A 26,239-nucleotide genomic window follows, 5' to 3' on the forward strand; every position below is an offset into this window, starting at 1 on the left:
GCCATTTTTACTATGAAAATAGTGTGTTGGTATATTCCCAAAACACAACCTCTCTTTGGCTTTATCGACGTATTGATTTTCGAATGAAGCATATAATACTAATAACTTTAAAACTTGAAAAACGAAAAAAATGAAACGTAAAAATTTGCTGGTAGCCTTGTTGTTTACCGCATTGTTTGTGATTGTTTGTTATCAGCCATTATCGGCAGGATGGATTATTAAGTCGAAAACCACCAGTGATTATGAGAGTAGTTGGAACGAGATGTATTTGCAGAACAATGTATTTAAAATGGTTGATGAGGTTCACATTTTCATTCTGAATGGAAATACACGAGATCTTACCTTTGTAAATGTGCAGGAGAATACTTACTGGAAAGGAAATCTGGACGATTTCAAGAACAGAATGAAAGAGTTTTTTGGCAAGGCAATGGATCAGTATTCTGCTCAAATGGAAGAGGCAATGAAAAACCTTACCCCCGAACAACGTGCTATGATGGAGCAAATGGGAAAGAATAATCCGATGCTTAATAAAATGCAAGGTGCTAAAACAAAGCCGCCAGTGGTAGAAGTTGTGCGAACTGGCGAAGTAATGACCATTGTAAAAAGATCGGCCAGAAAATACATTGTAAAATCGGATGGAAAGAAGATGGAAGAGGTTTGGTTGGCAGAAAATATGATTTCGAAGAAGGACTGGAATCCTGAAATATTCAGAGAATTGGCCGAAAGTATGAGTATGGGAATGAGCTCGAGCGATTATGAAGATAGCGAGCAATATTGGAAGCTTGAAGATAAGGGAATTCCTCTAAAAACGGTTTATTTTCAGGATGATTATAAATCTGTTGATGAGGTGGTGGAATTGACAGAGAAAAACCTTCCTGCATCTACTTTTGAGCCACCAACAGATTGCAAGGAGATGAGTCTGGAGCATATTTTTCAGAATATGGAAGAGTAAAATCGACAAGGAGGAAATTTACAATTGATTAGCTCTTGGGGGCATTTATACCATTTTTAATTAAGCCTTATTAGTTATTGGTATTAATGGCTCAAAAGAGCTTTTTTATTTTGTAAGTGCTGTATTTCATTATATTTGTCGTTCTAACACAAAATCAACAAAAATGAAGTACAATTTACTGGCCTTGGTATTGGCATTTGTGGCAATCTCATGTTCGAGCGACGGAGAGAAAGACTACAGAGAAGAAAACGATGCGGAGATTGCCGCTTATCTAATAGAAAACAATTTGAATGCAATGCGATCGGAATCGGGATTGTATTACGTAATTGAAGATGAGGGTGCAGGTAAAAATATTAGCATGATTTCGGATGTAACTTTAACTTACAAAGGTTATACTACAAACGGAGAAGTGTTTGATACAACAGGCGATGACTTGGCTTCGTTCAATCTTCAAAATGTAATTCGAGGATTTGCTGAAGGCTTGTCTTATCTTAACGAAGGAGGTAAGGCTACTTTATTAATCCCTGCACATTTGGGTTATGGCAGTAAGGACCATGGCAACATATTGGCAGGATCGGTTCTTATTTTCGAAGTAGAGGTATATTCACCTGAAATGATTGCTGAGAAAAACGATGCAGACATTCAGACTTATATCGAAAAGGAAGGATTGGATGCTACAAAAACAGAATCAGGTCTATACTATACCGTGGATGAGCCTGGAACTGGAGCGCAACCAACAATTGAATCGATAGTAACAATTGTATACAAAGGCACTTTTTTAAATGGAACGAAATTCGGTGAAAGTGGTTCGGTAGGCGTTGATATAAAATTAAGCGAAGTGATTGATGGTTGGAAGGAAGGGATTCCGCTATTTAAAGAAGGTGGAAAGGGTAAGTTGATTATTCCTGCACACCTGGCATATGGCAGTTACAATTACAGTGGTATACCTGGCGGTTCGGTATTGATTTTTGAAATTGAACTATTAAAAGTAAATTAAGCTTAATTGCTTTAATAAGATAATATCGAGAAAGAGGCTGTCCCTTTTAGGAGACAACCTCTTTTGTTTTTTTAAGCCTCTTCTGTTTCGGGCTCGTAATTGTATTTCTTGTAATTAAAGTATGCAATTAAACTAAGGGCAAATAGTATTGCTACCGAATAGTATACCCAGCTTGGTATTGGCACCGGATCTCCTTTTGCGTAGGAGTGTAATCCGGCAAGATAATAGTTAACTCCAAAGTAAGTCATCAGGATAGCTGAGTAGGACCATATCGATGCCAAATTAAAAGAGTAAACCGATTTTAATCCAGGAATAAAACGCATGTGCAATACAAAGCTATATACCAAGATGCTAACCAGTGCCCAAGTTTCTTTTGGATCCCATCCCCAGTATCGACCCCACGATTCGTTGGCCCACACTCCGCCAAGGAAGGTGCCAATGGTAAGGAAATACAATCCAATGGTCATGGTCATTTCGCTAATGCGACTCAAATCAACAACATTTTCAGCAATAACATCTTTGTTTTTGTTATTCTGAAGAATATATAGTGTTAGGTTGATCATGCCCAATATGGTAGCCAAAGCCAAAAATGCATAACTCGATGTAATAATGGCAACATGAATGGTCAGCCAATAAGATTTCAATACAGGAACCAGGTTGGTTACTTCCGGATTCATCCAACTTAAATGAGCTACAAATAAGAACAAGCCAGCCAAAACTGCGGTTGCAGCCAAAGCCAACTTCGATTTTTTAGCAAATATGAATCCAGCCAGCAAACATCCCCAGGCAATAAAAGTCATGGTCTCGAAGCCATTGCTCCAAGGTGCGCGCCCGGCAATGTACCAACGAGCAGCTAAGCCTGCTGTGTGCAATAAAAATCCAACTCCTAAAATTACCATAGCGATTCCTACTACCCATTTTATTGGAAAATTAGGACGTAGAATATGCGTAACCAGGAAGATAATCAGGAAGAATCCAATCAATAAATAGTAAGGGAACAAACGCTTAAAGATATTGACGTTGTTGTATAGGATTTCCACTTTTTGTTTCGATTCCGATGGCAAAACTTCACTTCCGAACTTTTTCTGAAATTTTTTAATGCCATCAATATAGGTGTCGGCTGTTTTGGTATTTCCCGAATTTAAAGCCTGACTCATCAGAACTACCGATTTTTTAATGAACAAAGAGTCTTCGGTAGGTGCCTTAACCATTGAAGTTGGGTTGTACCATGCACCCATTTTATCCTTAGGGTCCGGGAAAATTTTCAAAAACTCACCCGTAAACACCATATAGGTAATGTTTATGCGTTCGTCTACCGCCATAATCTCTTTGTCGTAAGAGGAACGATGAGCAGGTTTTTTCGAGTAAGCATCCTGAACCTTTTTGCTTAGCTTGTATTGGCCCATTTCGTTTACAAAATCTTTGAAAGCACCATATTTGCCATTAATGCCAATTTCTCTGGCCAATTCTGAATTTCCAACCTTAATCATCTGAACTGTTTGCCACTCTTGTGGATTCACAATCATACTTAGGAAGATCTGTTCGGCAGGATAACCTTTAAACTTTCCTTTTTTGGTTACTTTTCGAATCACTTCGCTGGCAAGAGTGTTTACAGGTTCAAATCTTCCGCCATTATCCTGAATCATGACTTCGCCAAAATTCCTAGCTTGCTCCAATGGAACCACATTTAGGTCTTGTGCACTTGCACTTAAACTGCTTCCACCTAAAGCAAAAGCTAAAATGGCCATCACTTTTACTTTTCGTAATTTACGACCTAAAATTTTGAATCTGCTGTAAGGATTAACCAATGACCAGGCCATTCCCAGCATTAGCAGAAAGTAACCAAAGTAAGTAATTGTCATTCCCAAACGGTCATGATTTACCGAAAGTACAGTGCCCAACTCATCGGTATCATAAGAAGCCTGGAAGAATCTGTAGCCTTCATGATTTAGTATGTTGTTCATATAAATTCTGTAATCTTTTTTAATGCCTTTTGTTTCGTCGATAAGAGTAACTTCACTAGCAAAAGAAGAAGGACTGTTAGAACCAGGATATCTTTCCAATTGGAAATCATTCAGTTTTAAGGAGAATGGCAATTCCATAATTTTTGAACCATAGGCTATGGAAATGTTCACATCTCCAATGGAAGTTATTTCTGCTTTGCCTGTATAATCTTTTTGGCCTTTTACAATTAGTTCTTTCTGATAATTTCCATTTTTAATATCGAATACCAATAGAGTAGGGGCATTCTTATCTTGTCCTTGGACATATTTGAATTTGGCTGCAGGATAGAAGTTTTTAATTACGAGTTTGGTGCCTCCTATATCGTACAGTTTACGAGGTGAAACAACATGCCATTGTTTGGCTGCCATTGGAATGGCGTCGCCACCCATCATACTCAACTCCTTTAATGGCATCGGGCTCATCATTCGTAAACTATCCGTGTAGTCAAATACAATTGCATTTGGATGAGGATTGCTTCCAAAAGCCAATAGGTTGTTTTCAACCATTTTATGTGAGTTGTACTCCAAAGTAAAATTTTGCATTCCATTCATTCCAGCAGTGCCAACAGCAACCATTTCTATAACAGGAGCACCACTCATATCTTGAACTAGTGTAGTTTGAGCATTTGGTATAAATGTTTTTAACTGGATATCAACTTCACTATCATCAACAGAAAGGCTCTCATTAAAGTCATCTGACTTGACCGAAGAAAGAGTGAATTTCTTACTTACATCAGATGTTTTCCCATTTTTTTCCAATTTCACATCAATGTAAGCGTCCATTGTGGTAATTTGGTTGGTAGATTGACCTTCTCGAATGTGCATGTTTCCTTCGTACCCTACATAGCGAGTAAATGCAGAACCAACAATTATTACAACAAAAGAAGCATGGAAAATGAAAATAGACCATTTTTCTCGCTTGTATAACTTGTAGGTAAAAATATTGGCGATCAAATTAAGTGTAAGCAACAAAAGTAAAAGCTCGAACCAGCGAGCGTCGTAAACCATTGCTCGAGCTGCGGGAGTTCCAAAATCATTTTCTATGAATGTTGCTGTTCCAATCGAAAATGCAAACAGGATAATGAGCACTCCCATCATCTGCATAGAGAATAGAAAATTCAAAAGTTTCTTCATCTGATTCAATATATTTTATGAAGTACGCTAGTACTACTGGTTAGTTTAGAATATTAGTGTATGTAAATTGGATTTCAAGATACGCTTTTCTTTATAAATTAAAAATCGATGCATATCGGTAGATTTAATGAAAAATATATGTTTTTATGTCAATATAAAGGTGTAACTTATTGCTTGTTAGATATTATTGAGGAGAATAGGTTATTTATTAAGCAATGATGTGCTTTTTTGTATTACATATTAAATATGTGGTGTGTAAACAGTAATCTTATTTAGATTAAAAATAAATTAAGATGCGAAAGTGTTTTGTTTTTCGTATCAAAATCATCTGAAAGTCAATAGTAGAAAAGGATAAAAAGGTATTAAAATTTAAATATAATAAATTTAAATAATCCATTAATCTTGAAATGAATTAATAATTCAATTAGTATTGTATCAATATCACTTAATTATTGAATTGAATAAGAGATTTTTAATTTAAAATCTAACCGAACTATGAAAAAATTATTTCGCCTATTTCTAGTCCTTTTTCTAGGACTGGTGCCATCTATAGTAATGGCTCAGCTTACTTTTACCGGAGAAATCAGACCACGTACGGAATATCGTCATGGTTTAAAGTCTCTGTTTAACTCTCCTGATGAAGCTGCTTTTTTTACTTCGCAGCGTACACGTTTAAATTTAGGATATACTCAGGAGAAATTCAGAGTAGGACTTTCTGTTCAGGATGTACGTGTCTGGGGTGATGTTGCTCAATTAAATTTGTCAGACAAGAACCAGTTGATGCTACATGAAGCATGGGGTGAGTTGATCTTTAACAAAAACTTCTCGTTGAAGGTTGGTCGCCAGGAATTGGTGTACGACGATTCCCGTATTCTGGGTAATGTAGGTTGGGCTCAGCAGGCAAGGAGCCATGATTTGGCCTTATTTAAATTCAAAACTGATGAGAAGGGGAAGTTTCATGTTGGTTTTGCTGTTAACAATGTAGGTGAAACTACTGTTAGGGTACCTTACATTGGAACCTATAAGCATATGGAATTTGCCTGGTATAATAGAAAGAGTGAACAGTTTGATTTCAGCTTACTATTTATGAATGTTGGTCGTGAAATTACAGGGTTTGATGGTGATGATGTAGACTTTGAAGATAATAGTGTTCAGACATTTGGGACACATATGAACTATCGTCCGGGTAAAATCGCTTTGACAGGGTCATTATATGCACAGACTGGGAAGTTCCCTACGGATAATGATATTAGTGCTTACATGTTCAACTTAGGAATGAAGTTTCCTGTGGCTGACAACTGGAAAGGTAATGTTGGCATTGAAATGCTTTCAGGTACTGACTATGATGCAACATCAAAAACTAGGTTGGATGAAGATTATAAATCATTTACTCCGTTATTTGGTACAAATCACAAATTTAATGGTCATATGGATTACTTCTATGTTGGTAACCATACTGGCAATGTTGGTTTGACTGATATTTATGGCGGACTGAATCATTCAAAGGGACAATGGTCATTTGCTACTGCAATTCACGTGTTCTCAACCGCTGCTGATCTTTATTTAGGTACTGAAAAGCAAGATAAATACTTAGGAACTGAGCTTGATTTATCTGTAGCGTACAAGTACTCAAAGAGTGTTTTGGTTAAAGCTGGTTACTCACACATGTTTGCATCGGATTCGATGGAAGCTTTGAAAGGTGGTGACAAAGATGAAACTCAAAACTGGGGATGGGTAATGCTTGTATTTAAGCCAAATTTCTTGAAAAAATAAAGAAAACTCCATACATTAAAACTAGTGCTAATGGTAAGATTATTAAAATTTTTAACACCACCTCCAAAATGGAAGCTTCCGGTTTATGTGTTGCTTGGGATATTCTTTGGGCTAGGTTGCTATGTGCTTTACCTTTCTAAAGCAGCATCTTACTTGTCCGACTCACCCGAGACTTGCGTAAATTGTCATGTTATGGCTCCACAGTATGCTACCTGGAACCATAGCTCGCATCGCGAAGTTGCCACGTGTAACGATTGCCACGTTCCTCACAATAACGTCTTTAATAAGTATTTTTTTAAAGCCAAAGACGGTTTGCGCCATGCAAGTATGTTCGCGTTGAGAATGGAACCAGAGGTAATTTTTATACTTGATGAGGGTAAGGAAGTAGTTCACAACAACTGCGTCCGTTGTCACAGTCAACAACTGACTGATCCGAAACTGGCAGCTAAAGTGCCAAACCATGCCCACAATACTCAGGATAGAGTTTGTTGGGAATGTCACCGAGAAGTACCGCATGGAAGAGTGAACAGTTTATCTAGTGTTCCAAACGCCCGAGTTCCGCTTCCTGAAAGTCCGGTGCCTGACTGGTTAAAAGAATACATGAAAGAAACTGAATTAGAAAACGAATAAAACTTAAACTAAATATACTATGAAACCAATACAAGAATCTGTAGGCAAAAAACCAATGTTGGGATGGTTGATCTTCCTGGTAACTTTGGTTGTTGTATTCCTACTTGGATTGTTAGCTTCATCTATCATGGAAAGAAGGGCAGAATCTGTTTATGCCTATACTCCTCAAGTTGAGCACGGTCAGTGGGAACCAAGAAATGAAGTTTGGGGTGAAAATTTCCCAAGAGAATTTGAATCATATTATAACACAGCTGATACTACTTTTCGCAGTAAGTATAATGGTGGTGCTATGATTGATATGTTAGAGGTTGATCCTCGTTTAGTTGTTCTTTGGGCTGGTTATGGTTTTGCAAAAGACTATAATCAAGGTCGCGGTCACTACTATGCTGTAGAAGATTTAAGAAATACATTAAGAACAGGTGGTCCTGTTGATGATAAAACAGGTCCTATGCCATCTACTTGTTGGACTTGTAAATCTCCGGATGTACCTCGTTTGATGAATGAAATAGGAGTTGCTGAATATTACGCAGGAAAATGGTCTTCGAAAGGACATGAAGTGGTTAACCCAATTGGTTGTGCAGACTGTCATGATTCAGAGACTATGAATTTAAGAATTTCTCGTCCTTATTTGATCGAAGCATTCGAACGTATGGGTAAGGATATCAATGATGCTACTCACCAGGAAATGCGTTCTTTGGTATGTGCTCAGTGTCACGTTGAGTATTACTTTAACAAGAATCGTGTTAAAGGATCTGCATTTGTTCAATTACCATGGGATAAAGGAATGGGCGTTGAAGAAATGGAAGAGTACTACGATGAAATGGAATTTAAAGATTGGACTCACGCATTGAGTAAAGCTCCAATGTTGAAAGCTCAGCATCCAGGATACGAAGTGTACTTGAAAGGTATCCACGCTGATCGTGGTGTTTCTTGTGCTGACTGTCACATGCCATATAAATCAGAAGGTGGACAGAAATTTACCGATCACCATATCCAATCGCCTTTGAACAATGTTGCTAACTCATGTCAGGTTTGTCACCGTGAAGAAACTGATAAGTTGATTCAGAATGTTTACACTCGTCAGGATCAGATTATTCACAATAGAGACAAACTGGAAGAATTGTTGGTACGTGCTCACGTGGAAGCTAAGAAAGCATGGGATTTAGGTGCAACAGAAGAAGAAATGAAGCCTATATTAATGGGAATTCGTCACGCACAATGGCGTTGGGATTATGCAGCTGCTTCTCATGGTGGTTCATTCCATGCTCCAACTGAAACAGGTCGTATTATTACAACTGGTGTAGAGCGTGTTCAAGAAGCTCGTATTGCATTGGTTAGAGTATTCCACAAGTATGGATTTACAGGTGAAGTTCCTTATCCGGATATTACTACTAAGGCGAAAGCTCAGGAGTTTATTGGTTTACCAATGGATAAATTGAATAAAGAGAAAGAAACATTCAAGAAGAACTTGGTTCCTGAGTGGGATAAGAAAGCGAAAGAACGCGAAGCCACTTATCAGGTAAAAATGTAATGATTTACAGTTAAAGTAATAGGTTCTATGCCGTCCTTCATGGGCGGCATATTTTTTAGAATAATATTTACCCAGATGGGAAATGTCGATTCTATATAAGCACTTTAGGGCTTATTTGTTCTATAAATTGATACGAAATTCTAAAAATTGTTACGATCTTAACGAATCTTGTTTAAATATTGAGATATGAGTAAGACCACTAAACCACTATGGCAAAACCCGTGGGGATATGCTGAAAGTTTTTTAATTGCATTCGGATTATTGCTAATTGGATTCCTATTGGAATTTACCATACAATCTAATTCAGGAACATCCATCAGGTATCCTATGAATTTAATTTTAGGAGGAGTTTTTTTAACGCTACTCCTGGTGTTTTATCGATTAATAAAGAAATCAAAACTATACTTGTTTCTTTCAGGAATACCAGCATCTATTGGTGCAATAAGTGTGTTAACGCTTTTGGTTATTATTATGGGAGTTACTCCTCAGGTGCCAATGCAAGACAAAAACCTGATAACAAAATTGAGCTTAAATCAGCTTACCACTTCCTGGTCGTTTTTATTTATCAACTTTTACTTACTGGTAATATTGGCATTCGTTATTATTCGAAAAAGTTTTCCATTTAAATGGAAGAACTGGGGTTTTGTGTGTAGTCATTTGGGTTTATGGATTACGATTTTTGCAGCAGGTTTAGGTTCTGGAGATTTAATGCGCTTAAAAATGGATTTACATGAGAATAAAACCGAATGGAAAGCGTATGACGATAATGGGAATTATTACGAATTGCCACTTGCTATTAAACTGAACGATTTTATTATCGACGAATTTAATCCAAAGTTGGCAGTTGTTGAAAATGAAACTGGGAAACTTTATGAACCTACCAAACCATCTATGATCATGGTTGAGAAAGATTTGACTGCTCAACTGCATGATTGGTCGGTTACAGTGGATGAGTTTTTGCCTTTATCGGGTAGGGCAGGAGAAAAATACCATCCATTACATGATTTTGGTGCTGCTCCAGCAGCTAAAGTTAGCGTCAGTACAAATTCGGCAGAAATTCTTACTGGTTGGATTTCTTGTGGCAGTTTTAATCGACCACATGAATCTCTTAAATTGAATGATAATTATTCATTGTTGATGACAGTACCGGAACCAAAGAAGTTTTCATCTGAGGTTACCATATATACTCCTGATGGCAAGAAGGAAGATCAAATTCTTGAAGTAAACAAACCACAAAGTGTAAATGGATGGAAAATTTACCAATTGAGCTACGACGAGAAAATGGGGAAATACTCAAGTCTTAGTATAGTAGAAGTAGTAAAAGATCCGTGGCAGATTTATGTGTATATCGGTATTTTCATGATGATGATCGGAGCCATTTACATGTTTTGGAGAGGAAATAAAGTAAGAATTAACAGTGAGCAGTAATATTACTGATAACTGTTTACTGTAAACTGAATAAGATGATTTGGAACTATTTTTTAATTGCAGCAGGTGTAAGTTCTGCAAGTTGGATATTATCGGCATTAATTCCTAAAAAAGATATTATCAGGAATTTATTGGTGCTAACAGGAATTCTTAGTATGGCTGTTTATATCGCTTTTTTATGGAGCAGTTTGGAGCGACCTCCTCTAAGAACTTTAGGAGAAACACGATTGTGGTATTCTTTGTTTATTTCGATAATTGGATTGATTACTTACTTCCGTTGGCGATACCTTTGGATGCTTTACTATTGCCTGTTTATGTCGCTTCTGTTTTTGTTTATTAATTACTTGCATCCCGAGAATTTCTCGAAGACATTAATGCCAGCTTTACAAAGTCCCTGGTTTGTTCCACATGTAGTTGTGTACATCATTTCCTATGCATTTTTAGCAGCATCAACATTGGTTGCAATTTATGGATTGTACCAAGTAAGGAGAGAAAAATTCGAAGCCAAATACATGCAAATAGCAGATAATTTGGTTTACCTGGGCTTTGCATTCTTAACTTTTGGTCTTTTGTTTGGAGCTTTGTGGGCCAAAGAAGCCTGGGGACATTATTGGACCTGGGATCCGAAAGAAACCTGGGCATTCATAACCTGGATGGGATATTTGGTATACATCCATCGTAGATATCAGAAACCAGGAAAGTATGTTTCTGCTTTGTGGCTTTTAGCACTGGCATTTGTAATACTTCTTGTGTGCTGGTTTGGTGTTAACTATTTGCCATCGGCTCAGTTTAGCGTACATACCTATAGCATGCAACCTTAAAGTAAATTATTAGCGGTCATTGGTTTGAGGAACAACCATAGGTACTAATGTGAGACTGCCACAATGATGAGTATGAAAGTAAAATTGTATAAGAGATTGTACTATATATAAAAATGCCAGTTCGAAAGAACTGGCGTTTTGTATTATAAATAGATTGTTTATTCTTGTTTAATACCTGCAGGACCTTGGTAGGTTGCATCTCCTAAGCCTAGAATTGGATAGAAAATAAATGGTAGGAAAATCAACCCAAAGGTAAATCCTGTACCTTTCCCAAAGCTTTTAGACAAAAGATGAATCATTCTAATGGCAATTATAATATTAACAATTGGAACAAAAATCAATAGTAATAACCACCACCAAGGTTTTCCGATGATTCTTAGCCATACTATTGTACTGTAAATTGGAATAATGCAGGCCCAACCAGGTTGGTTTGCCTTTTCATAGGTTTTCCATGCCGAAACAATCATTAATACTATCAATCCCAAATAAAAAAGTAATCCTATTGTCATTATTTTAATCCTATTATTCTCCTACTCGTATGGCTTTTCGGATGCGCCCCGTTTATGGTTTCTGGACTCCATTAGAAATTTGCAGGCGCGAAATTAACAAATTAAATTATTATGCTTGTTTATTTTGTAGTTATTTTTAGAAGAAGTGTTGTATTTATTGATGTTTAGCGATTTATAATAGTAAACAAAAACGCCGATTCAAAAGAACCGGCGTTTTTTATGCTTGTAGCTTGCGATTTGAAGCTTTTACTATCCTTCAATTTTGTGAAGTACCATTTTCTTGGCAGCTTCAATGGCTTGCTGTAATCCTTTAGGATCTTTACCACCAGCCGATGCAAAGAATGGTTGTCCACCACCACCACCTTTGATTTCTTTGGCAGCTTCGCGAACAATATTTCCTGCATGCAAGTCATATTCTTTCACAAGGTTATCAGAGAACATGATGGTTAAGTTTGCTTTACCACCCAAATCGGCACCAGTGATGAATACCAAATTATCAACTTCACCTTTTAATTGGAAAGCGATGTCTTTTAAATCAGCAGCACTTCCAACAGTTAATGGCTCAGTAATGAAATTTACATCTTTGGTTACAGATATGTTAGCCTTAAGATCATTCTTCATCACCTTTAAGCGATCTTTCATAAAACCATCCAAATCCTTTTTCAAGCCTGAATTTTCAGACATCAGGTCTTCGATGTTTTTAAGTAGGTTTTGGCTCGATTTAAATATTTTTTCAATATTTCGCAGCGTATTCAATTTGTCATTGATGTATTGCTCAGCTTTGTCAGCAGTAATTGCTTCAATTCTTCTAACACCTGCTGAGATAGCTCCTTCTGAAATAATCTTGAATAAGCCTATCTGACCTGTTGCTTCAACGTGGGTACCACCACATAGTTCAACAGAATCGTTGAATTTTACTACACGAACCAAATCGCCATATTTTTCACCAAATAAAGCCATTGCTCCCATATTTACAGCTTCAGCCATTGGGATGTGGTTTTTGATTTCAATAGCAATATTTTCCCTGATCTTCTTGTTTACAATAGCTTCAACTTTAGCAATCTCTTCATCAGTTACTTTTTGGAAGTGTGAGAAGTCGAAACGCAAGTGATCAGGATTTACCAAAGAACCTTTCTGCTCAACGTGATCGCCTAAAATTTCACGCAATGCATGGTGCATTAAGTGAGTTGCAGTGTGGTTGTTTGCAGTAAGATTTCTTTTGCTAGTACTTACAACTGCTTTAAAGGTTGCAGTTGGATCGGTAGGCAATTCTTTTGCAAAGTGAACAATCAAACCATGTTCTTTCTTGGTATCGATGATGGAAATTTTCTGACCATTTGCTTCAATGTAACCAGTATCTCCAACCTGCCCACCACTTTCGCCATAGAATGGAGTGATGTTGAATACCATTTGGTAAGAATCTTTTCCTTTGCTAGTGATTTTTCTGTAGCGAGTAATTCTTACATCTGTGCTTAGGTAATCGTAACCAACAAATTCCTCAACATCATCTTTTAAAAGCTCAACCCAATCGCCAGTATCAACAGAAGTTGCAGAGCGAGATCTGTTTTTCTGAGCTTCCATTTCAGTGTTGAATTCCTTGCGATTCACAACCAAATCTTGTTCTTTCAAAATCAATTCGGTCAAATCCAATGGGAATCCGTAAGTATCATATAATTCAAAAGCCAACTTACCAGGAACAACCTTAAAGTCGTCAGCTTTTGTTTTTTCTATAATTTGATCTAACAATTTAATTCCATTCTCAAGTGTTCTCAAGAATGAGTTTTCTTCTTCCTTAACTACTTTTTCAATTAAGGTCTGCTGTTTTACCAACTCAGGGAAGTGTTGTCCCATTACTTCAATCAATACTGGAATCAAACGATACATGAAAGGATCTTTGAATCCTAGGAAGGTATATCCGTAACGAACTGCTCTACGAAGAATACGGCGAATTACATATCCAGCTTTGTTGTTCGATGGCAACTGTCCGTCGGTAATAGCAAAAGCAATGGTTCTGATATGGTCAGCAATAACACGAAGTGCAATGTCAATTTCTTCATCATTACCATACACCTTACCACCCATTTTAGCAATGGTCTGAATGATTGGTTGGAAAACATCAGTATCGTAATTCGAAGTTTTTCCTTGCATTGCCATACACAAACGTTCAAAACCCATTCCTGTATCAACATGCTGATGTGGAAGAGGCTCTAATGAACCATCAGCTTTACGGTTGAATTGCATAAATACAAGGTTCCAGATCTCAATTACTTGAGGGTGATCCATATTTACAAGATCTCTACCTGAAGTAATTTTTCTCTCTTGATCACTTCTTAAGTCGATATGAATTTCAGAACAAGGACCACATGGACCTTGATCACCCATTTCCCAGAAGTTATCTTTTTTATTGCCATTGATAATATGATCTTCCGGAAGGTATTTCATCCAATATCCTGCAGCTTCATCATCACGATCTAACTTATCGTCAGCACTACCTTCAAATACAGAGGCATATAAACGATCTGTTGGCAGTTTATAAACTTCAGTTAAAAGTTCCCATGCCCAATCAATGGCTTCTTTTTTAAAGTAATCACCAAACGACCAGTTACCCAACATCTCGAACATGGTGTGGTGATAGGTATCGTGACCTACTTCTTCAAGGTCGTTGTGTTTTCCTGAAACACGAAGACATTTCTGAGAGTTGGCAATTCTGTTATATTTTACTGGTGAGTTACCAAGAAAAATATCCTTAAACTGATTCATACCTGCATTGGTAAACATCAATGTAGGATCATCTTTAATTACCATCGGTGCCGATGAAACGATTTTATGTTGCTTTGAATTAAAAAAATCCAAAAATGCTTTTCTGATTTCGCTAGAATTCATGAGTCTATTATGTTTTAAATAGATGAGATTTCGTTACTTAGCTTGCAAAGTTAGATTAATTCCTTAATTTTGTTGACTTAAATGAGCAAAAAATTAGACTTTTTCTGCAAAAATTAACCTAAAAGTATTAGATGGCGAAAACAAAGTATCAGTTTAACCCTGAGTCTGTTAGCTACGAAAAGGTAGAAATTAATTTTAAGACACGCTTAGCCAATGTTCTTAAGCATATGGCTTCCAGTTCAGTACTAGCTATTTTTATGGTTGTAGTATTGTTCTATTTCTTCGGTTCACCCAAGGAAAGATCGTTGGAAAGAGAAAATCAGAGATTAATAAATCAATACAGTTTATTAAATACAAAACTTCAACAGGTTCAAACCGTTCTGAGTGATTTGGAGCAAAGAGATGATAATATTTACCGTGTTATTTTTGAAGCAGAACCGATTCATTCAAACATCCGTAAAGCGGGATTTGGAGGAGTAAATCGTTACAAGCATTTAGAGAGTATGGACAATGCTGAGCTTGTAATTTCAACTACTAAAAAGTTAGATCAGGTTGCAAAATCATTGTATGTACAAACCAAATCATACGATGATGTTGAAGAAATGGTAAAGAACAAGTTTAAAATGCTTTCTGCAATTCCTGCAATTATGCCACTTGCAATAAAGGATTTTGGACGTATTTCTGCAGGTTATGGCTGGAGAATTCATCCAATTTATAAAACTCGTAAGTTTCATGATGGAATGGACTTTACAGGAAAAATTGGAACACCAATTTATGCAACTGGTGATGGAGTTGTAAAAACAGTTAGGAAAGAGAGAGGATATGGTAAGAAAATCGTGATTGATCATGGTTATGGCTATACAACCATTTATGCTCACTTGGATAGTTACAGGGTAAGAAGAGGACAAAAGGTAAAGCGTGGAGAAATTATAGGAGAACTTGGAAATACAGGTATTTCAACAGGACCTCACTTGCATTATGAAGTAAGAAAGGGACGAAAGACATTAAATCCGATTAACTACTATTTTAATGACATTACAGCAGAGGAATACGACCAAATGGTTGCATATGCTGAAAACACTGGTCAAACAATGGATTAATTCTACCGACAAAAATAATGAGAACATAAAAAGTGGCACGGAAAAATTTATTCCGTGCCATTTTATTTATTACTTTAGTTAATAATTTATTCCCATGTACTTAGCTTTGCCCTTATTAAAAGAAGGGGTAAGATTTAAAATTAATCGACGTGCCTTACAAAGAGAAGAAAATAGAAAAGCTTTATTATTCAATTGGTGAAGTTGCTGATATGTTTAAGGTAAATACCTCCTTAATCAGATATTGGGAAAAGGAATTTGATGTTATTAAGCCAAAGAAAAATAAGAAAGGGAATCGTTTTTTCACTCAGGGCGATATTGAAAATTTTCATTTGATTTTCCATTTGGTAAAAGAACGAGGAATGACTCTTAAAGGAGCCAAGCAAAAACTCAAAGAGAACAAAGAAGATACAGAGAATAATTTTACTGTTGTGTCTCGTTTGCAAGAGATCAAAGATCTGTTGTTGGAAATCAAAGATGCACTATAATCATTAAAACTTATTAGAATTGAAAGTACGGGATATTATTTCGTCTATAGAAGAGGTTGCGCCATTATCGTACCAGGAATCGTATGATAATGCAGGACTTATTGTTGGAGAATACAATCAAGAGGTTAGTGGCATTTTAATCTGTCTTGATGTAATTGAAAGTGTTGTTGAAGAAGCAATTCAAAAAGGAGCGAATTTAATTGTAGCTCATCATCCGATTGTATTTAAGGGCTTAAAACGATTTAACGGGTCGAACTATGTTGAACGAACTGTAATGATGGCCATTAAGAATAACATTGCCATTTATGCAGCACATACCAATATCGATTCGGTTCGTGGTGGAGTTAGTGAAAGAATTTGTGATTTAATAGGCTTGCAAAACAAGAAGGTCTTGTCTCCAATTGGTGGTGATCTTAAGAAATTAGTAACTTTTGTTCCTAATGATCATGCGCAAAAGGTAAGAGAAGCTCTTTTTAGTGCTGGAGGTGGAAGCATTGGGAATTACGATTCGTGCAGTTTTAATGTGGAAGGAGAAGGAACTTTTCGTGGAGGAGAAGAAACCAATCCGTTTGTAGGAGAAAAAGGGAAGCTACATTTTGAGAAAGAAGTGAGGGTGGAAACCATTTTTCCAAAACATTTAAAAGGAAAAGTAGTGGGAGCAATGCTAAATGCTCATCCTTATGAAGAGGTTGCCTATGATATTTACTCTTTAGACAATAACAATCCACATGTAGGATTAGGAATGATCGGAGAGTTGGAAAGTGAAGAAAACACGATTGATTTTTTGAAAAGAATTAAAGAAATATTCGGTTGTGGTTGTATAAAACATACCAATATTCATAAGGAAAAGATTAAAAAAGTAGCTGTTTGCGGTGGAAGCGGAAGTTTTTTATTGAGAAATGCCATATCGGCTAAAGCCGATATATTTGTTACCGGAGACTTTAAATATCACGAGTTTTTTGATGCTGAGAACAAATTAATAATTGCCGATATTGGACATTATGAAAGTGAACAGTTTACTCGAGATATTTTTTATGAGATAGTTACAAAAAAATTACCTAACTTTGCGGTTCATATTTCTGAGATAAATTCGAATCCAATAAATTATTTGTAAACATATGACAACACAAGATCCAAAAGCTTCAGATTTTAAGGATATTTCAGTTGAAGAAAAATTACGTACATTGTACGAAATGCAGTCTGTTGATTCTGAGGTAGACCAAATTAGAACGCTAAGAGGGGAGCTTCCTTTGGAAGTGCAGGACTTGGAAGATGAGATTGCCGGACTTGATACCAGAATCGAAAATCTAAATAACGAGGTAAAAGAACTTGTCGATACGATTGCTAAGAAAAAGCAAGAGATTAAAGAAGCTGGTTTGTTAATTAAAAAGTACGAAGCTCAGCAGATGAATGTTCGCAATAACCGTGAGTTTGATTCTATTTCTAAGGAAATCGAATTTCAAAACCTGGAAATTGAACTGTGCGAAAAGCGTATCAAGGAGTTTACTGCGGAAATGGGTAACAAAAAAGCTTTAATCGAAAATTCAGAAGCTATTTTTTCTGAGAAGAAAGCTGATTTGGAATCTAAAAAAGGCGAGTTGGATGAGATCGTTTCTGAAACTCAAAAAGAGGAAGAAAAGTTGATGGATAAGTCTGAATCTTTCAAAACTAAAATTGAAGAGAGACTTTTAACAGCATATTCAAGAATTCGCTCGAACGCAAGAAACGGATTAGCAGTTGTTACCGTTGAGCGTGATGCATGTGGAGGTTGTTTTAATAAGATTCCACCACAGCGTCAAATGGACATCCGTTCTCGTAAAAAGATTATCGTTTGTGAGTATTGCGGACGTATTTTGGTTGACCGTTACATTTGCGATTACGATCACAGTCTTGAGGAAGCTGATAAAGCTGCAGCTGCTGCTAAGCCTAAAAGAAGAACTCGTAAAAAAGAATAGTACGATTTTGAAAAATATAGAAACGGTTATCTTTACGGAGGTAACCGTTTTTTATTATGCCATATTGCAATATGAATATATCAGATTATAAAGAATTGCAGAGCTTGAAGGATAAGCGAGAATCGTTTTATATTTATTTTTCAGCTCCCAATTGTGGTGTTTGCGAGGTATTAAAGCCTAAATTGGAAGAGTTGTTTAAGAATGATTTTGACAAATTAAAAGCATATCATGTAAATACTGCAATGCAGCCGGATATTGCTGCCCAGGAAGGTTTGTATACAAACCCTTCTCTACTTGTTTTTATGGATGGGCAGGAAGTTTTAAGAAGAAGCAGAGCAATTGGCTTGGATGAGGTCTATGACTCTTTAAATCGATATTATAAGATGTTTTTCCAGAAATAAAAAATGCCAGTAACTCAATTACTGGCATTTCTTTTAATCTCTTGTTCTAATATACTCCCGTATTCAACATCACTAGTGGACATGCTTCTTCGGTTTCGATACCATGAGCATTCGCTTTTTTATAAAATTCGGGATTCTCAGTACCAGGAGGAAATAGAATTCTTTCTGGTTTTAATCCAATGATATAATCATGGAAAGACTCCAGGTTTTTAGGAGAAAGATAAATTGCTACTGTTTGAACTTTAGTCTCACATGGCTTTCCTGTTTGAATTTGTACATCAGAAATATTTCCTTCTTTATTTCCTACTGCTACAGTTTCAATATTGTGCTTACGAAGAAGTTTTACACATTTATTTGAGTATCGATCCTCATTTGTACTCGCGCCGATAACGAGTGTTTTTCCTGTATTTTGCATCATAAAGTATTTATATATCTATATGTAATAAATATAGTGAAATAGTGGATACATTTTGCGAAATACAAAAAAACCTTTTACTAAGTTATAAATGGTTATTAGCGATGTAATGGTAATTTTGACATTAATAATCATCCTTAGCATTGCCAAAAAGCTTAAAATTATAGGTTATTGTAAAAATTGGTCTGGCAAAAATGGACATTTTATAACCGTTAACTTTTTCGCCTTCAGTCCTAAAGAATATGTTATACGCATTTTGGCGTCCTAGGACATTGTAAACCGCTATTGTCCAAGAACTGTGGTTTAATTTTTTAGCTACCAGGTTACCATTTAGTGTTGCTGCAACATCTAACCTTAAATAATCAGGCATTCTCATTGAATTACGATCTGAGTAGTAAACTCTATCTGTATTTGCAAAATTATAATACGCTAAAGGAGCAGTAAATGGTCGTCCTGTGCTGTAGGCAAAGTTTGTTGAAACATTTATTCTCCTGCTTAATTTGTAATTGGCAACAAATTTGAAATCGTGCGGTTTATCGTAGTTTGCAGGAAAATACTCGCCATTGTTAACACGTTCCTCGTTAAATTGACTGTTTATTTTATGCTGTATTCTAGAATATGTATAATTTATCCAACCAGTTAACTTTCCAGTTTTCTTTTGAAACATCAATTCAATTCCATATGCTTTACCTTCGCCATTTAACACATCAGTTTCTAAATGTTCGTTCATCACTAATTGAGCACCTCCTTTATAATCTAGAATGTTATTCAGTCTTTTGTAGTAGGTTTCAATTGAGGCTTCCAAGCTTTTTTGCCGCATTGTTTTATAAAGACCAAGTGAATATTGTTTGCTCTTTTGTGGTTTTAAATACTTGTCACTAAGTTTCCAAATATCAGTAGGAGTCATCGATGCTGTATTTGAAATTTTCTGAATGTATTGATTCATTTCGTTATAACTTGCCTTTAAAGAGCTGTTTAATCCTAATCTTATATTGGTTGAAATTCTTATCTCTGGGGATGAATACGTAGTTATAAAACCAGATTTGTGATTGGTAATTCCTTCTGTAGATTGTAAATTTCTAGCTTGCCCACTTTTATAATTGTATTCCGTTTTTGGTCCTAAATTTCCATAAAATGAATATCTAAGCCCTAAGGATAAAGACATGAAATGTGAAATTTCAAACTCATCGCTAATATATGCCGCAAGTTCTATAGCTTGTTCGTCTTCCAGTTTTCTGGGACTTACCAAAGATTGTTGATTACTTGGCTTCTGTTGACCAGGTGAAAGATCATAGTATATTGAGTTGATTCCAAAATCAATTTTATGATTTTTACTGGATAAATAAGAAAAATCAGAATTGAATAAGTATTGATTGAAATTGTAGTCTATTGAATAGGATAAGCTAGGTTCTTTTCTATATTCAGTTGTATATGCATATTTACTATACGCAGCAGAGAAGGTGGAAAATAATTTAGGACTAAAAATATGTTTCCATTTTAAAGTTGATGCTACGGAGTTGTAATCGAATTTATCTTCAAGATGATAGTCGAATTTGTCATAGCTATAGTATCCAGATAAGTATATGCTATTTTTATCGTCTAAGTCCCATGAAAAGTTTCCTTGTAAATCGTGAAAGTTGGCACTGCTTTTCTTAAGTTTTGAATCGTTTAAAAGTTTTAAAACCCAATCGGAATAGGTTGTTCGGCCAGCTATTATAAATGAACTTTTATTTTTTTTAAGAGGTCCTTCTATTGTGATTCGGCCAAATACGGGACTAATTCCACCATTTACCTTTAAGTTTTTTCTGTTACCATCTTTTAAACTCAAATCCATAACCGAAGAAGATCTACCACCATATTTTGCAGGAATTCCACTTTTATATAGGGTGATGTCTTTTATTATATCAGAATTAAAACCAGAGAAAAAACCAAAGAAATGTGAGGTGTTATTGATTGGAGCTTGGTTAAGTAAAACCAAATTTTGATCTGTGTTTCCACCTCTTACATTAAAACCACTTGAAGCTTCACCTACACTTTGGACTCCAGGTAATAGTAAAGTACTTTTAATAATATCTGCTTCACCCATTCCAAGAGGTAATTGTTTTAGTGTTTTAACTGATATTTTATCCATCCCCATTCTTAAATTACGGATTGGATCTTCTGTTTTAGCTGTCACAATTACCTCCTTTAAAGAGGTTGGCTTGTTTTTCATCTCAACATTAAGCTTTCCATCTGAATGTATAATGATGTTTCGATAAGTGGTTTTCATTCCAACGGATCGATATTCAACACGGTATTTACCAATAGGAATGGTTATTGAATATTGACCGTATTGATTAGTAACTGTACCTTTTTTTAAACTGCTAAAATAAACCACAGTTCCAATAAGAGGCTCTCCACTTTCAAAATCTGTTATCTTGCCACCAAAAGTTGAATTGATCTTTTTAGGATTGTGTGCTCTGTCACCTATTGTGAAAAATTGATACTCTAAGCTTATTTTATTAGAAGTTGTTTTTTTTACGATTGGTGAAGTATAAATCAAAGAATCTATAACAATTGTATTATTTTTTGAAAGGAAGCTTTTATAACCTTTAGCATAGTTGGTTTTTATCTGGTAATCTTTTGTGAAAATTACATTTTTACCATTAATAATTTTATAATTTAAATTGCTTTGTGTTCCCAGCCATTTTATAACTTCCCTGATATCTTCACTTTTGAAATTTGGATTCAAATGAATCTTTGGAATCCATTCAGGTTTATAATAAAATTGAAAATTAGATTTATTTTCTAATTCATTTACAACCTCATTGAATGAAATTGAATCTTTTTGTAGTGTAATTGATTGTCCTATTGCATTAATGTGGAACAATACAAGTAGTGTGAAGGTTATGAATCTACGCATCTTTTTTTGAGTTTATAAGGTTTCTGCGTATTTGATTAAATTGATAAGCTTACTATGGCTTGGCTTCTTAAAATTAATTTCCAATAGTCTGAGTCTTTTCCTCAGTGGTTTACTGTTTTTAGGAAAGAGAGATAAGAATTTCTTTGGTGAGCTTATATCATGAAACTTTTTATTTCGTTTTAAATATATAGTTTGCTTGTGTTTGTATGTGGTTAGGCTTTTGATTTTTAGTTTTTTTGCAGAGTGTCTTATTAGTAATTCTGACTTTTGATTATAGACTATTTCGTAGAATCCACTTGCAATATTGTTTGGTTTCTTTAGGTAGGTAAAATTGTAATCTCGTATACCGAAATTAATAGAGAAGGAATCGATTTGTGTTTTGTTTATTTGTATTAGATTACTATTAGCAGTTTTGTGATTTATGTTGATGATTACTTCGTCAGTAAATAGATCGTAATAAATGATTTTTATGCGATAAGATCTACCATTATAATAAATAAATCCAGATCCAAAGCTTGAGCTTAAATAAGGGTTATCTTGTTTGTAATAATGATATGGTTTATATTCTTTTCCTAGGACATAATCATATTGAGTGTGTATGTTACTCTCGTATAGGTGTAATATCTTACCATTATCAAAATTATATATTTGGCTGTAATTTTGCGATACTGAAATATATGAAAAAAGTAATGATAATATTACTATAATTGGTAATGATTTCATTTTAGGGTAGATAAATATGGTTAGTATGTATACAAAAATATAAAAAAGATTAACAATTATTGTTTCGGAAAATTATTTTTTAATAAAAATTATTGTTTATTTTAAAGAGGAATAATTTTTTAAATGATTTGATATTTTAATATTTACCATATGTTATCTAATAAAGTAAAAATAATATTCTTTTACTTGTTACTGTCTATTTTGCTGTTTTGGTCATGCATGGATCCATATAAAGTTGATATAAGTAATTCTGAAAATTTATTGGTTGTTGAAGCCTTAATTACTGATGAAAATAAATCGCATGTTGTCAAAATTTCACGGTCAATATCAGATTTTGGAGATGTGTATAGTTCAGAGGAAAATGCTACAGTGATTATAGTATGTAACGATGGTACAGAAGAGGTTTTGACCGAAAAATCTCCTGGACTTTATGTGACGGATAGTTTGAAGTTTAAAGCCATTGTAGGTAATTCCTACAAATTAAAAATAAAAACAAAAAATGGAGATGCTTATGAATCGAGCGATTGTAAGATGTTACCTCCTGCCACAATAGATCGCATATATTATAAGAGAAATGAAATAACGAATGTGAATGATGAGCAAATTGGAGGCATTCAGTTTTATGTGGATGGAAAAGCTGAGCCCGGTTCTTATATTAGGTGGCTGTATGAGGAAGTATGGAAATTTGCAATTCCTTACCCACAGTATGCCACATTTGTGGATAATGAGGAAGGTGATGGTAAGGAGTTGGTGTCTATTACGCCTAAAAATGTTTATTGTTGGAAAAAATCAGAATCTCAGGAAATAGTAGTTCAATCCCTAGAGAATCAAGGTTCTGCGTTAATTAATGATAAGAAAGTGTGTTTTGTTCCAACAGGAATAAACGACAAGTTTAATATTAAATACAGTATTAATATTAAGCAGTTATCTATATCCGGAGAGGAATATAACTATTTACACAAATTAAAAGAATCAACCGAAGATGTAGGTGATCTATTTGGGTCTCAACCATATTCACTTAAAGGCAATATTAAAAATATTGCAAATGCCAATGAACCTGTATTAGGATATTTTCAAATGGGATCGGTTACATCCAAAAGAGTTTTTATTAGTTGGCAGGATGCTATCGATCTAGGTGTACAAAATGTAATAGTTTTTGAAAGTTGTCCTACGGATACAATATATACGGATGAAGGAAGTTTTAAGGATTTGTTTAGTATATACGAGCATTTTGTAATTAATGGAGATCTAGTATTACATGATCGTGAAATGTTACCAATGGGATTAATTTTAACCGAGCCTCAATGTGCAGATTGCAGATTGACAGGTTCACCTAAGAGACCTGAATTTTGGGAGGATTAATATTGAAAGCTATGAATATTAGAATAACATTATCAATTGGCATTGTGTTTTTATTGATTTTTAATATTTCACAAGTAAAAGCGCAGGAGAAAGTTTCATTAACAACCGATAGGGATATATACATTGCTGGAGAAGATATCTGGTTCTCTTTAGGAATTCTAAAATTAAGCTCTAATGAGAATTCAAAATTAAGTAATATTTTATATGTTGAATTATTGAATGGAGACCATACACCAATAATAAAATCGAAATATCGGGTAGAAAAAGATATTGTGCAATCGAAAGTTCAATTACCTGATAGTTTATCTACAGGTAATTATTATATGCGTGCCTATACTAGATGGATGAGGAATAGAGATGCGAGTTTATATGCTTGCAAAACATTTTCTGTAATTAATCCATTTGTCAAAAAAAGAATGCCCAAAGGAGATAAATATTTTTCCAGAGATACTGTTTTCTGTTATCCCGAAGGAGGAAAGTTAATGGCCAATGTTAAGAATAAATTATTGTTTTACGCATGTAGTAAAAATGGGAATCCAATTGCGAAAAAGGTTAAGATCAAAGATCAAAATGATAAGGTTAGCCAGGAATTTGTAACAGAACCAACGGGTTTTGCAACTGTAAATTTTACCCCTCAGGAATCTGTAAAATATTATTTGGACTATGGTAATAATAAAGTGAAACTGCAAAAGATATCACAAAATGAATGTTTGTTGCAATTGGCAGAAGATAAAGATGACTTTTTATTTAAAGTTATTGGCGACTGTATCAATGATATGAGAATTGATATTTTAAGTAGTGATGGTAAATATCTAAAAAACTATAAATTATCTTCTCAAAACATTATAAGAGTTAAAAAGAGTGAATTGCCAGGCATTAGCATGTACGCTTTATTGATTGATGATGCGAAAACAATTCATGCCTATCGTGGGTTTACAAACTCAAATAATGATAAGTTGATAAAGATATTTACAGACAAGGAACTGTACGGTGTTAGAGATATAGTAAATGTTGATATTAAGAATATTGACTCGTTAAAGCATTTGTCTGTTTCTGTTGTGAAATCTTCTTTGTTAAATAGCACTACAAAAGAGGATAAAGCGTTACCTGCTAATGATAAAATGATATTGAAAAATCAACCATTATTTTTTCTATATGATACTATCCTCTTGCCTGAAATAGAGGGAGAATTATTAACGGGAGAAATTAGAGGTGTTGAAACTAATAATTCCATTAAAAATGAACAGTTTATGTTGAGTTTTATGTCAGATTCTCCAATTATAGATTTTGCTGAAACTGATTCAACTGGCAGATTTAATTTTGTTGTTAATAGGTATGGTGAAGAGGAAATGGTAATTCAACCCAAAACGATGGATACAACAAAATTAAATTATAGAGTAATATTAGATGATAGTTTTTCAACAAAGTATCCAAAAAATAAACTTGGGGAGTTAATAATAGATACCGCAAAAATGCGAAATCTTAACGAGGCCATTGTAAACATGCAGATCAATTCAATATATAAGCCTAATAAATCTACTACTATAGATTCAATTTTTAATAATGCTCCTTTTTATAAAGAAGCCATTAACGTGATTAATATAGAAAAGTATATTGAATTGCCTACAATGGAGGAGGTGATAAGAGAAGTTGTTCCTCACACAAGTTTAAAGAAAAATAAGAAAGGATATGACCTTAGGGTAGTTGAATCTCGTTCATTCTATCCTAAAAATGGTAACACTCTAATTTTTGTAGATGGTGTCCCTATTATGGATACGCAGAAGATTTTTGAGATTAAACCGCAAGAATTGGATAGGATAGAAGTTGTCAATCTTCAGTTTTTTATCAAGAGAGAAAACCTTGGGTATTTGTTATGTCTCTACACAAAAAATAGTAACATGGCAGATATGGAGTTTGATAGCAGAATTTTTAGGCAAGTTCATAAAGGATATGAATACGAATACAAGTTTAATAGTCTTGATTATTCTAATTCAAAAACTAAGAATTCCCGTTTGGCTGACTTTAGAAATACATTGTACTTTAATACATTTGAAAACAAAGAATCAAAAAATCCGTTAAGCTTTAAGTTTTATACCTCTGATGAAGAAACTGAATATACTATTACAGTAAAAGGCCTTAATAAATATGGGAAGGTAATTGAGTCGAGGAAGAATTTAAAAGTGCGTGGAATGAATTAAAGTTTGATATATAATAAAAAAGCCTATTGCTAAAATC

At 34.8% G+C, this 26,239-nt stretch carries 19 protein-coding genes; 14 read left to right on the top strand and 5 right to left on the bottom strand.

Going from position 1 to position 26,239, the window contains the following annotated elements; genetic code table 11:
• Window positions 1-130 precede the first annotated feature (130 nt).
• Together NQ163_RS01800 and NQ163_RS01805 are read left to right on the top strand one after the other, a co-directional pair.
• Window positions 131-952 carry a DUF4412 domain-containing protein gene (locus NQ163_RS01800; RefSeq protein WP_268188601.1) on the top strand — a complete coding sequence of 274 codons (822 nt, stop codon included), beginning with the start codon at window positions 131-133 and terminating at the stop codon, window positions 950-952.
• 163 nt (window positions 953-1,115) lie between these two features.
• Window positions 1,116-1,949 (top strand): FKBP-type peptidyl-prolyl cis-trans isomerase, encoded by an 834-nt coding sequence (locus tag NQ163_RS01805; protein WP_268188602.1) that lies wholly within the window; start codon window positions 1,116-1,118, stop codon window positions 1,947-1,949.
• 71 nt (window positions 1,950-2,020) lie between these two features.
• Here NQ163_RS01805 and ccsA (NQ163_RS01810) read toward each other — a convergent pair whose 3' ends face one another.
• Window positions 2,021-5,086, bottom strand: a complete 3,066-nt coding sequence (gene ccsA, locus NQ163_RS01810; RefSeq protein ID WP_268188603.1) for a cytochrome c biogenesis protein — start codon at window positions 5,084-5,086, stop codon at window positions 2,021-2,023.
• A gap of 495 nt (window positions 5,087-5,581) precedes the next feature.
• Here ccsA (NQ163_RS01810) and NQ163_RS01815 point away from each other — a divergent pair, with 495 nt between their 5' ends.
• From NQ163_RS01815 to ccsA (NQ163_RS01835), 5 genes are all read left to right on the top strand, one after another.
• A complete protein-coding gene (locus tag NQ163_RS01815; RefSeq protein WP_268188604.1) occupies window positions 5,582-6,859 on the top strand; it encodes an alginate export family protein in 1,278 nt (425 codons plus the stop codon).
• A gap of 30 nt (window positions 6,860-6,889) precedes the next feature.
• Window positions 6,890-7,489, top strand: coding sequence for a cytochrome c nitrite reductase small subunit (gene nrfH, locus NQ163_RS01820; RefSeq protein WP_110361422.1), 600 nt, complete (start codon window positions 6,890-6,892; stop codon window positions 7,487-7,489).
• A 19-nt stretch (window positions 7,490-7,508) separates the two neighbouring features.
• Window positions 7,509-9,020 carry an ammonia-forming cytochrome c nitrite reductase gene (gene nrfA, locus NQ163_RS01825; RefSeq protein ID WP_268188605.1) on the top strand — a complete coding sequence of 504 codons (1,512 nt, stop codon included), beginning with the start codon at window positions 7,509-7,511 and terminating at the stop codon, window positions 9,018-9,020.
• 186 nt (window positions 9,021-9,206) lie between these two features.
• Complete coding sequence (locus tag NQ163_RS01830; RefSeq protein WP_268188606.1) at window positions 9,207-10,448, top strand: cytochrome c biogenesis protein ResB; 1,242 nt, start codon at window positions 9,207-9,209, stop codon at window positions 10,446-10,448.
• 35 nt (window positions 10,449-10,483) lie between these two features.
• Entirely contained in the window at window positions 10,484-11,269 is a 786-nt protein-coding gene (gene ccsA / locus NQ163_RS01835) for a cytochrome c biogenesis protein CcsA (RefSeq protein WP_268188607.1), read from the top strand.
• Between the two features lie 158 nt (window positions 11,270-11,427).
• On the opposite strand, the gene NQ163_RS01840 is transcribed toward ccsA (NQ163_RS01835), so the two are convergent.
• On the bottom strand, window positions 11,428-11,778 hold the full coding sequence (locus NQ163_RS01840; protein ID WP_268188608.1) for a DUF5684 domain-containing protein: 351 nt from the start codon (window positions 11,776-11,778) through the stop codon (window positions 11,428-11,430).
• A 249-nt stretch (window positions 11,779-12,027) separates the two neighbouring features.
• Window positions 12,028-14,661, bottom strand: coding sequence for an alanine--tRNA ligase (gene alaS, locus NQ163_RS01845; protein ID WP_268188609.1), 2,634 nt, complete (start codon window positions 14,659-14,661; stop codon window positions 12,028-12,030).
• A 131-nt stretch (window positions 14,662-14,792) separates the two neighbouring features.
• On the opposite strand from alaS, the gene NQ163_RS01850 reads away from it, so the two are divergent.
• The 5 genes from NQ163_RS01850 (at window position 14,793) to NQ163_RS01870 (ending at window position 18,602) form a co-directional block, all read left to right on the top strand.
• Window positions 14,793-15,761 carry a M23 family metallopeptidase gene (locus tag NQ163_RS01850; RefSeq protein WP_268188610.1) on the top strand — a complete coding sequence of 323 codons (969 nt, stop codon included), beginning with the start codon at window positions 14,793-14,795 and terminating at the stop codon, window positions 15,759-15,761.
• 149 nt (window positions 15,762-15,910) lie between these two features.
• Window positions 15,911-16,246 (top strand): MerR family transcriptional regulator, encoded by a 336-nt coding sequence (locus NQ163_RS01855; protein ID WP_268188611.1) that lies wholly within the window; start codon window positions 15,911-15,913, stop codon window positions 16,244-16,246.
• Between the two features lie 19 nt (window positions 16,247-16,265).
• Window positions 16,266-17,360, top strand: a complete 1,095-nt coding sequence (locus NQ163_RS01860; protein WP_268188612.1) for a Nif3-like dinuclear metal center hexameric protein — start codon at window positions 16,266-16,268, stop codon at window positions 17,358-17,360.
• 4 nt (window positions 17,361-17,364) lie between these two features.
• A complete protein-coding gene (locus NQ163_RS01865; RefSeq protein WP_268188613.1) occupies window positions 17,365-18,201 on the top strand; it encodes a zinc ribbon domain-containing protein in 837 nt (278 codons plus the stop codon).
• Between the two features lie 71 nt (window positions 18,202-18,272).
• A complete protein-coding gene (locus NQ163_RS01870) occupies window positions 18,273-18,602 on the top strand; it encodes a thioredoxin family protein (RefSeq protein WP_268188614.1) in 330 nt (109 codons plus the stop codon).
• A gap of 46 nt (window positions 18,603-18,648) precedes the next feature.
• Here the strand turns inward: NQ163_RS01870 and NQ163_RS01875 are convergent, their stop codons facing one another.
• Together NQ163_RS01875 and NQ163_RS01880 are read right to left on the bottom strand one after the other, a co-directional pair.
• A complete protein-coding gene (locus NQ163_RS01875; RefSeq protein ID WP_268188615.1) occupies window positions 18,649-19,017 on the bottom strand; it encodes a CoA-binding protein in 369 nt (122 codons plus the stop codon).
• Between the two features lie 124 nt (window positions 19,018-19,141).
• Window positions 19,142-21,919 (bottom strand): TonB-dependent receptor, encoded by a 2,778-nt coding sequence (locus NQ163_RS01880; RefSeq protein WP_268188616.1) that lies wholly within the window; start codon window positions 21,917-21,919, stop codon window positions 19,142-19,144.
• Window positions 21,920-22,792: 873 nt separating this feature from the next.
• Between NQ163_RS01880 and NQ163_RS01885 the strand changes: the two genes are divergently transcribed.
• Window positions 22,793-24,004, top strand: coding sequence for a DUF4249 domain-containing protein (locus tag NQ163_RS01885; protein ID WP_268188617.1), 1,212 nt, complete (start codon window positions 22,793-22,795; stop codon window positions 24,002-24,004).
• 11 nt (window positions 24,005-24,015) lie between these two features.
• Complete coding sequence (locus NQ163_RS01890; protein ID WP_268188618.1) at window positions 24,016-26,202, top strand: hypothetical protein; 2,187 nt, start codon at window positions 24,016-24,018, stop codon at window positions 26,200-26,202.
• Window positions 26,203-26,239: the final 37 nt, after the last annotated feature.

It is taken from the genome of Marinifilum sp. D737 (genome assembly GCF_026672275.1).
Classification (GTDB): Bacteria; Bacteroidota; Bacteroidia; order Bacteroidales; family Marinifilaceae; genus Marinifilum.

What these genes read in the sequence shown, in the direction of transcription:
- NQ163_RS01885 (WP_268188617.1), top strand. Translation starts at nt 22,793, where the DNA reads ATGTTATCTAATAAAGTAAAAATAATATTCTTTTACTTGTTACTGTCT.
- NQ163_RS01800 (WP_268188601.1), top strand. Translation starts at nt 131, where the DNA reads ATGAAACGTAAAAATTTGCTGGTAGCCTTGTTGTTTACCGCATTGTTT.
- NQ163_RS01815 (WP_268188604.1), top strand. Translation starts at nt 5,582, where the DNA reads ATGAAAAAATTATTTCGCCTATTTCTAGTCCTTTTTCTAGGACTGGTG.
- ccsA (WP_268188607.1), top strand. Translation starts at nt 10,484, where the DNA reads ATGATTTGGAACTATTTTTTAATTGCAGCAGGTGTAAGTTCTGCAAGT.
- alaS (WP_268188609.1), bottom strand. Translation starts at nt 14,661, where the DNA reads ATGAATTCTAGCGAAATCAGAAAAGCATTTTTGGATTTTTTTAATTCA.
- NQ163_RS01830 (WP_268188606.1), top strand. Translation starts at nt 9,207, where the DNA reads ATGAGTAAGACCACTAAACCACTATGGCAAAACCCGTGGGGATATGCT.
- NQ163_RS01890 (WP_268188618.1), top strand. Translation starts at nt 24,016, where the DNA reads ATGAATATTAGAATAACATTATCAATTGGCATTGTGTTTTTATTGATT.
- NQ163_RS01840 (WP_268188608.1), bottom strand. Translation starts at nt 11,778, where the DNA reads ATGACAATAGGATTACTTTTTTATTTGGGATTGATAGTATTAATGATT.
- nrfA (WP_268188605.1), top strand. Translation starts at nt 7,509, where the DNA reads ATGAAACCAATACAAGAATCTGTAGGCAAAAAACCAATGTTGGGATGG.
- NQ163_RS01805 (WP_268188602.1), top strand. Translation starts at nt 1,116, where the DNA reads ATGAAGTACAATTTACTGGCCTTGGTATTGGCATTTGTGGCAATCTCA.
- nrfH (WP_110361422.1), top strand. Translation starts at nt 6,890, where the DNA reads ATGGTAAGATTATTAAAATTTTTAACACCACCTCCAAAATGGAAGCTT.
- NQ163_RS01865 (WP_268188613.1), top strand. Translation starts at nt 17,365, where the DNA reads ATGACAACACAAGATCCAAAAGCTTCAGATTTTAAGGATATTTCAGTT.
- ccsA (WP_268188603.1), bottom strand. Translation starts at nt 5,086, where the DNA reads ATGAAGAAACTTTTGAATTTTCTATTCTCTATGCAGATGATGGGAGTG.
- NQ163_RS01850 (WP_268188610.1), top strand. Translation starts at nt 14,793, where the DNA reads ATGGCGAAAACAAAGTATCAGTTTAACCCTGAGTCTGTTAGCTACGAA.
- NQ163_RS01880 (WP_268188616.1), bottom strand. Translation starts at nt 21,919, where the DNA reads ATGCGTAGATTCATAACCTTCACACTACTTGTATTGTTCCACATTAAT.
- NQ163_RS01870 (WP_268188614.1), top strand. Translation starts at nt 18,273, where the DNA reads ATGAATATATCAGATTATAAAGAATTGCAGAGCTTGAAGGATAAGCGA.
- NQ163_RS01875 (WP_268188615.1), bottom strand. Translation starts at nt 19,017, where the DNA reads ATGCAAAATACAGGAAAAACACTCGTTATCGGCGCGAGTACAAATGAG.